Genomic DNA, 7,447 nt, shown 5'->3' on the forward strand with positions numbered 1-7,447 from the left:
TTAATCAGCTGAGGGGGATGCAACATGTCGGATACAATCTTAGAGTTGAATAATTTACATACACACTTTTTTACAGACAGTGGTGAAATACCCGCTGTTGACGGTGTGAGTTTTCATGTGAATAAAGGTGAAGTTGTAGGTGTGGTTGGTGAATCCGGTTGTGGTAAAAGTGTGACATCACTTTCTGTTATGCAATTAGTCCCTAGCCCACCTGGACGAATTGTTAGTGGTGAAATTAATTTTAAAGGTGAAAATCTTGCATTTGCCTCTGAGAAAAGAATGAGGCAAATACGCGGAAATGAGATTGCCATGATCTTTCAAGAACCAATGACTTCATTAGACCCTTTGTATTCGATAGGCAATCAACTAGTTGAAGCAATTCGCATGCACAATAAATCGTCTAAAAAAGAAGCCCGTTTAAAAGCTATAGAAATGTTGGATTTAGTTGGTATTCCACGTGCTTCTGAAGTAGTTGATGAATTTCCACATCAACTTTCAGGTGGAATGCGTCAGCGCGTTATGATTGCAATGGCGATGGCTTGTGATCCAGAACTTCTCATAGCAGATGAACCGACTACTGCCTTAGATGTTACGATTCAAGCTCAAATTCTTGATTTAATGCGAGACTTAAATAAAGAAAAAGATACAGGCATATTATTAATTACACATGACTTAGGGGTAGTGGCTGAAATGTGCGACCGAGTGGTTGTGATGTATGCAGGCCAAGTTGTAGAAGAAGGGACAGTTCGTGAAATATTAAAAGATCCTAAACATCCTTATACAAAAGGCTTAATACGCTCTCTTCCTAATCTTCATGAGAAAGAACAGAAACTGTATTCCATTCCTGGTACTGTACCAAAAGTAACCATGAATTCAGTTGGGTGTCGATTTGCTCCAAGATGTGAATATGCTTTTGATCGCTGCTTTAGTGAGAATCCAGCACTTTATGAGACAGAAGATAATCGATATGCTCGTTGTTTCTTGTATGACAACTTTGAAGAACAGGAGGTGGCAACACATGTCGGAACCGATTCTAGAAGTTAATCATTTAAAAAAGTATTTTGACATTCGTGGTGGCATTTTTGGAAAAAAAGTTGGAGCTGTTAAGGCTGTTGATGACGTGTCATTTACAGTAAATGAAGGCGAAATTCTTGGGATTGTTGGTGAATCTGGCTGTGGAAAATCTACAACAGGTAAAGCTTTGTTGAGGTTAATTGAACCGACAGAAGGCGAAGTGAAATTTAACGACCAAGATATCACGCAAGTTAATAGTGAGGAAATGCGAAAGCTTAGACGTGATATGCAAATCATTTTCCAAGACCCCTATGCTTCACTTAATCCACGTCATACGGTAGAAAAAATTGTCGCTGAACCATTACTAGTTCATGGCATGACAAACGCGAAAGAGCGTAAAGAACGAGTTAAAGAGTTACTTGAAATAGTTGGTTTGCGTGCTTATCATGCATCACGATATCCTCATCAATTTAGTGGAGGTCAACGTCAACGGATTGGAATTGCGCGTGCTTTAGCGAATAATCCTAAGTTAATTGTTTGTGATGAACCTGTTTCGGCTCTTGATGTTTCAGTTCAGTCACAAATATTGAATTTGATGTCTGATCTTCGAGATCAATTTAATTTGACTTATTTGTTCATAGCTCATGATTTAAGTGTAGTGAAACATATTAGTGATCGAGTAGGAGTTATGTATTTAGGACGTATGGTTGAGTTGGCAGATAAGGATGAATTATATGAAAATCCAAAACACCCATACACACAAGCATTATTGTCAGCTGTTCCAGTAGCAGATCCGGATGAGACAGGTGAACGCATTATTTTACAAGGTGATGTCCCTAGTCCATCAAATCCACCGTCTGGATGTCCATTCCACACAAGATGTCCTCAGGCGATGGATATATGTCAAGAGGTTACACCAACGTTTCAAGATCATAGTGATCAACATTATGTAGCATGTCATTTATATGAATAGACGTGTTACAAATGTTATCTATAAAAAAATCTATTTAGGGGGTAAAGGTATGAAACTCAAGTTTTCCTTTTTGGTAGCCATGCTACTAGCCTTATTTTTAGTGTTAGCAGCTTGTGGCGGCGATGATGGTGAAGATTCATCATCTGATTCTGGATCCTCTGATGATGACCAATCAGAAGAGCAATCTGGTGAAGATAGTGAAGGTGAAAACGGTGATGAGGCTTCTTCTGAGGACGGAGAAGATATTCTTGTCTACGCTCGTGGTGGTGACTCAGAAAGTCTAGACTTTGCTAGTACAACAGATGGGGAGTCATCTCGTGTCACGAAACAAATTTATGAAAGTCTATTAGATTTTGAAAAAGAATCTTTTGAAATTAAGCCAGGTCTTGCACATGACTGGGAAGTGAGTGATGATGGCTTAAGTTATACATTCCATCTTGAAGAAGGTGTCACTTTCCACGATGGAACTGAGTTTAACGCTGATGCTGTAAAGACAAACTTTGAACGTTGGTCAGGTGCAGATGACACTTATGCATTTGAAGATGATGGCTACGCGTATTCAATGTATGGCACAATGTTCGGTGGTTTTGATGGTGATGAAGGTCACGTAATCGATTCTATTAATGTTGTTGACGATTATGAAATTGAATTCCAACTTAAACGCCCATTAGGTTTCTTCTTGCAAAACATGGCGATGAGTTATTTTGCGATTACATCTCCAGCAGCTTTAGAAGAACATGGCGCAGCAATTAATGAAAATCCTGTAGGAACAGGTCCATTTAAATTTGTAAGTTGGGAAAGAGATAATCAAATTGAGTTAGAGGCATTTGAAGATTACCGTAAAGACGGCCAACCAAAATTAGACGGGGTTGTTTTTGAGGTTATTCCGGATAACTCATCTCGTTTAATCGCACTAAATTCCGGTGAAGTTCACATTATGGACGGTTTAAATCCAGACGATGCGGCAGGTGTAGAAGATGATGATGCAACAACACTTTATACACGTGCTGCAAACAATTTCGGTTACTTAGGTTTCCAAACTGAAAAAGAACCAATCAACAATGCAACGGTACGTCAAGCAATTAACCATGCGATTGACCGTGAAGAAATTGCTGAAGCAATGTATGCTGGGTATGCACAGCCAGCTGTTAACCCTGTGCCGCCTAATTATTTAGGCTATAATGATGAGCTAGAAGTTTATGAATATGATTTAGAACGATCACAGGAATTGTTAGCTGAAGCAGGTTATGAAGATGGTTTTGAAATTGATTTATGGACGATGCCAGTAGCCCGTCCGTATATGCCAGATGCTGAAACGGTAGCAACAATTATTCAATCAGATCTATCTGAATTGGGCATTTCTGTGAATATTGTGCGTGAAGAATGGGCGCCGTATTTAGAGAAAACAGCCGCAGGTGAACAAGAAATGTTCATGCTTGGCTGGTCAGGTACAAATGGTGATCCTGATTACTTCTTAAGTAGCTTATTACACGGTGATAATGCTGGTTCAAGTAACCGTTCTTTCTATCAAAATGATGAAGTAGACGAATTACTTGATCAAGCGAAAGTGGCAACAGATCAAGAAGAACGTGCTGAATTATATAAAGAGGCACAAGAACTTATTTATGAAGATTCACCAATGATTCCACTTGTTCACTCTGAACCAGTCTTAGCTTCGTTAAGTAGTGTTCAAAATTATGTACCACACCCATCAACAAGTGAATCACTTGCAGAAGTAGAATTAGAATAAAATGAGGAGGGAGGGTAGTAGAGTATACCTCTACTACCTTTCTTCAATTTATGAATCTTAATGGGCTACATAGACAATGACAAAAGAACTGAGGTGAAAACATGTTAGCCTATACGATCCGTCGCTTGTTAATGCTAATCCCAGTATTATTCGGAATGACATTAATCGTGTTTTCAATCGTTCACTTGATCCCTGGTAATCCAGCACAAGTTATCTTAGGTGAAACGGCTACACAAGATGCGATTCAGGAACTAGAACAATCTATGGGATTAAACGAATCGTTTTTCACGCAATATGGTTTTTATTTGGCTGATTTATTACAAGGTGACTTAGGGTCATCTTTAAGAACAAAAAGTGAAATCAGTCATGAGATTTTACCTCGTATAGCCGCGACTTTTGAGTTAACCTTCTTTGCAATGTTATTTGCTATTATCATTGGTATTAATGCTGGTATCATAAGTGCTTGGAAGCAAAATTCATGGTTGGATTTTGCTGCTATGATCTTTGCTTTGGTCGGTGTATCAATGCCGGTATTTTGGTTAGCATTGATGGAACAATGGGTTTTTGCCCAGGAATTAGGATGGTTACCTTCCTCTGGTAGACAACCTAGCACTGGTCAAATTGAGCCTATTACACATTTCTATGTAATTGACGCTATTTTGCACTGGGATTTTGATCGCCTCGTTCAAGTGCTTTCACACTTAGTCTTACCTGCTGTAGCATTAGGAACTATTCCTATGGCTATTATTGCTCGTATGACACGTTCGAGTATGTTAGAAGTGATGAAATCGGATTATATTCGAACTGTACGAGCTAAGGGATCAGGACAATTTTTAGTCATTTATAAGCATGCTTTACGAAATGCAACTATTCCTGTGCTAACTGTAATTGGTTTACAAACAGGGGTCTTATTAGGTGGAGCAATTCTTACAGAAACAATATTCGCTTGGCCTGGTGTTGGTCGTTACGTTTATGAGGGTATAAACTATCGTGATTATCCAGTAATCCAATCTGGTATTTTAGTCATTGCCTTCTTATTCGTTATGATAAACTTAATTGTCGATTTACTCTATGCATTCATTGATCCAAGGATTAAATATTAAGGGGGTTAACATTATGAAGACAAGTGAAGAGCAGCGCGAACATATAGAAGACGAGTCGCAAGTATATAACCCCAACCCTTATCAAGAAGAAGAGGATGTCGAAGCGATATCACCATGGAAAGATGCTTTAAAACAATTAAGGAAAAGCCCTTTAGCTATTACAGGTTTCTTGCTTATTCTCTTTTTCATCATTTTAGGTGCGGTTGCACCATTTGTATCACCATATGAATTTGATGCGGATGATCCTATTAATCGTTTGCAACCCCCTTCAGCTGATCATTGGTTAGGAACAGATGATATTGGTCGTGATATTTTCACAAGACTAGCCTATGGGGCAAGAATTTCACTGATCACAGGTTTTACAGCTGTGACTGGCGCCTTATTTTTTGGTACTTTATTGGGAATTATATCAGGTTACTTTGGGCGCTGGGTAGATATGTTAATTTCAAGAATTTTTGATATTTTACTTGCTTTTCCTAGTATTTTACTAGCAATTGCGGTTGTGGCTATTTTAGGAGCGTCTCTAACGAATGCTTTGATCGCCATTGCAATTATAAATATCCCAATCTTTGGACGACTCGTTCGTTCGAAGGTAATCAGTTTAAGGGAAGAAGAGTTTATTTTGGCAGCCAAGGCACAAGGGATGAAAAGAGGTCGAATATTACTTCACCATATTTTACCGAACAGTTTAGCGCCGATTATTGTTCAGGCGACGTTAGGCTTCGGGACAGCTATATTAGAAGCAGCTGCATTAGGGTTTTTAGGTTTAGGTGCACAACCACCTACACCTGAGTGGGGCAAAATGTTATCTGATTCAAGAGATTTCATTCAATTAGCTCCTTGGACTTTGATTTTTCCAGGTGTATCAATTATGCTTGTGGTGCTTGGATTTAATTTAATCGGTGACGGTTTACGTGATGCGCTCGATCCGAAAATGAAAAATTGATGATTTTATTTAAAGCCTAAAAGAGATGACACTCTTTTAGGCTTTAGTTATGTGTTTGCAAATTCAACAATTTTATTAACGTTAATGGAATTAGTCGAGTGTGAAGATGTTATCATGTATACTAAAGGTATATGATGTGATAACTAGACTTCAGAGGTGAAGATTATGTGGGATAAAATACAAATTTTTGGATTTCGCGCGCTCTGGAATCCAGAAATAATCATAATCACGCTTGCATTAGTGATTCTGTATTATTTATTTACAGGACCATTTAAACATAAAGCGGGTTTATCAGAAGCACCGACTAAAAAACAGAAAATATCAATGTATTCAGCATTAGTTATTTTCTATCTTGTAAAAGGGTCTCCGGTTTATTTAATGTCACATATTATGCTGATGGCTCACATGGGACAGATGGCAATCTTATACTTGTTAACGCCGATTTTAATCATTAAAGGTATTCCAAAAGAGTGGTGGAACAAGGTATTTAATGCTTCTGGGCTTAGACATGTTTTATCGCTGTTCACTCGCCCATTAATGGCTTTAGTGATGTTTAATTTATTATTTTCGATCTATCATATTCCGTTAATTCTAGATTTTACAAAGTCTCATATCACTGTACACTGGGCAGTTACCATTCTCTTATTAGTTTTTGCTTTGTTTATGTGGTGGCCGATCTTTGGACCGTTAGAAAAGCGAGTGGAAATCAAGCCTTTATTTAAACTGTTGTATATTTTTGGGGCAGGTATGCTGTTAACCCCTGCTTGTGCATTAATTATTTTCGCTGATACACCGTTGTACGCGACGTATTCTCAGCCAGACGCCTTTATGCAAGCATTAGCACTTTGTGTACCACCGAGTGTATTGAGCGGTATGAACTTAGGTGGACCACAAGTGTTTTTAAACATGGAACTTGTTAGTGATCAACAAGCGGCTGGTATTATCATGAAAGTTTCCCAAGAATTATTATATGGTGGGATATTAGCACGTCTATTTTATAACTGGTTCCAAAGTGAAAATCAAAGAGGAATTGACCCGCTACCACAGGATTTAGAACAACAAGCAACAGTAGAGAGAGGATGACATTAAATGCCGTTTTTACCAACCATTAGTACCGTTTTTATTGTAGTCAGTGCCATTTTAGTCGCCATTGGTTGGGTGTTAATTGCAAATGGTAAAGCAACAGCTCATAAACGAACGATGATTGCTGCAGCAATTTCTGCCTTAACATTCTTTATATTATATGTTTCAAGGACAATTTTCCTCGGTAATCAGACATTCGGTGGTCCAGATGATATGCAAATTTTTTACACAAGTTTCCTAGTGTTTCATATTATCTTAGCGACAACAGGTGCTGTTTTTGGGATTGTGACACTTTATTTGGCCTTCAAACGCCGTATTAGCAAGCATAGAAAAATAGGTCCAGTAACTGCTGTTATCTGGTTTTTCACAGCAATTACAGGCGTCATGGTTTATTTATTACTATATGTTTTATATGACAGCGGTCATAGTTCAAGCTTATTTCGAGCAATTTTTGGTGGCTAATAAATAAAGCTCCCTTTTAGGTAATGAACTGACCCAGGGAAATGAGACAAGAAAAAACACCTATGCTGCCGCAGTCCTATATTCAACAGGGCTGTGGCAATTTAATTTGGAAAATG

General features: G+C 38.3%; 7 protein-coding genes. All 7 read left to right on the forward strand.

Features of this window, described 5'->3' with window-relative positions; all coding sequences use genetic code 11:
* Positions 1-24: 24 nt before the first annotated feature.
* Positions 25-1,044, forward strand: a complete 1,020-nt coding sequence (locus J2S77_RS10440) for an ABC transporter ATP-binding protein (protein ID WP_306977111.1) — start codon at positions 25-27, stop codon at positions 1,042-1,044.
* On the forward strand, positions 1,019-1,987 hold the full coding sequence (locus tag J2S77_RS10445) for an ABC transporter ATP-binding protein (protein ID WP_306977113.1): 969 nt from the start codon (positions 1,019-1,021) through the stop codon (positions 1,985-1,987). The genes J2S77_RS10440 and J2S77_RS10445 overlap by 26 nt, the downstream gene beginning before the upstream one ends.
* A 49-nt stretch (positions 1,988-2,036) precedes the next feature.
* Positions 2,037-3,737 carry an ABC transporter substrate-binding protein gene (locus J2S77_RS10450; protein ID WP_306977115.1) on the forward strand — a complete coding sequence of 567 codons (1,701 nt, stop codon included), beginning with the start codon at positions 2,037-2,039 and terminating at the stop codon, positions 3,735-3,737.
* A 101-nt stretch (positions 3,738-3,838) separates the two neighbouring features.
* Entirely contained in the window at positions 3,839-4,840 is a 1,002-nt protein-coding gene (locus J2S77_RS10455; RefSeq protein ID WP_306977116.1) for an ABC transporter permease, read from the forward strand.
* Between the two features lie 13 nt (positions 4,841-4,853).
* Entirely contained in the window at positions 4,854-5,786 is a 933-nt protein-coding gene (locus J2S77_RS10460) for an ABC transporter permease (protein ID WP_306977118.1), read from the forward strand.
* A 165-nt stretch (positions 5,787-5,951) separates the two neighbouring features.
* Positions 5,952-6,869 carry a cytochrome c oxidase assembly factor CtaG gene (gene ctaG / locus J2S77_RS10465; protein ID WP_306977120.1) on the forward strand — a complete coding sequence of 306 codons (918 nt, stop codon included), beginning with the start codon at positions 5,952-5,954 and terminating at the stop codon, positions 6,867-6,869.
* A 6-nt stretch (positions 6,870-6,875) separates the two neighbouring features.
* Positions 6,876-7,331 (forward strand): DUF420 domain-containing protein, encoded by a 456-nt coding sequence (locus tag J2S77_RS10470; RefSeq protein ID WP_306977122.1) that lies wholly within the window; start codon positions 6,876-6,878, stop codon positions 7,329-7,331.
* Positions 7,332-7,447: the final 116 nt, after the last annotated feature.

Source organism: Alkalibacillus salilacus, from assembly GCF_030812915.1.
Lineage (GTDB): Bacteria > Bacillota > Bacilli > Bacillales > Alkalibacillaceae > Alkalibacillus > Alkalibacillus salilacus.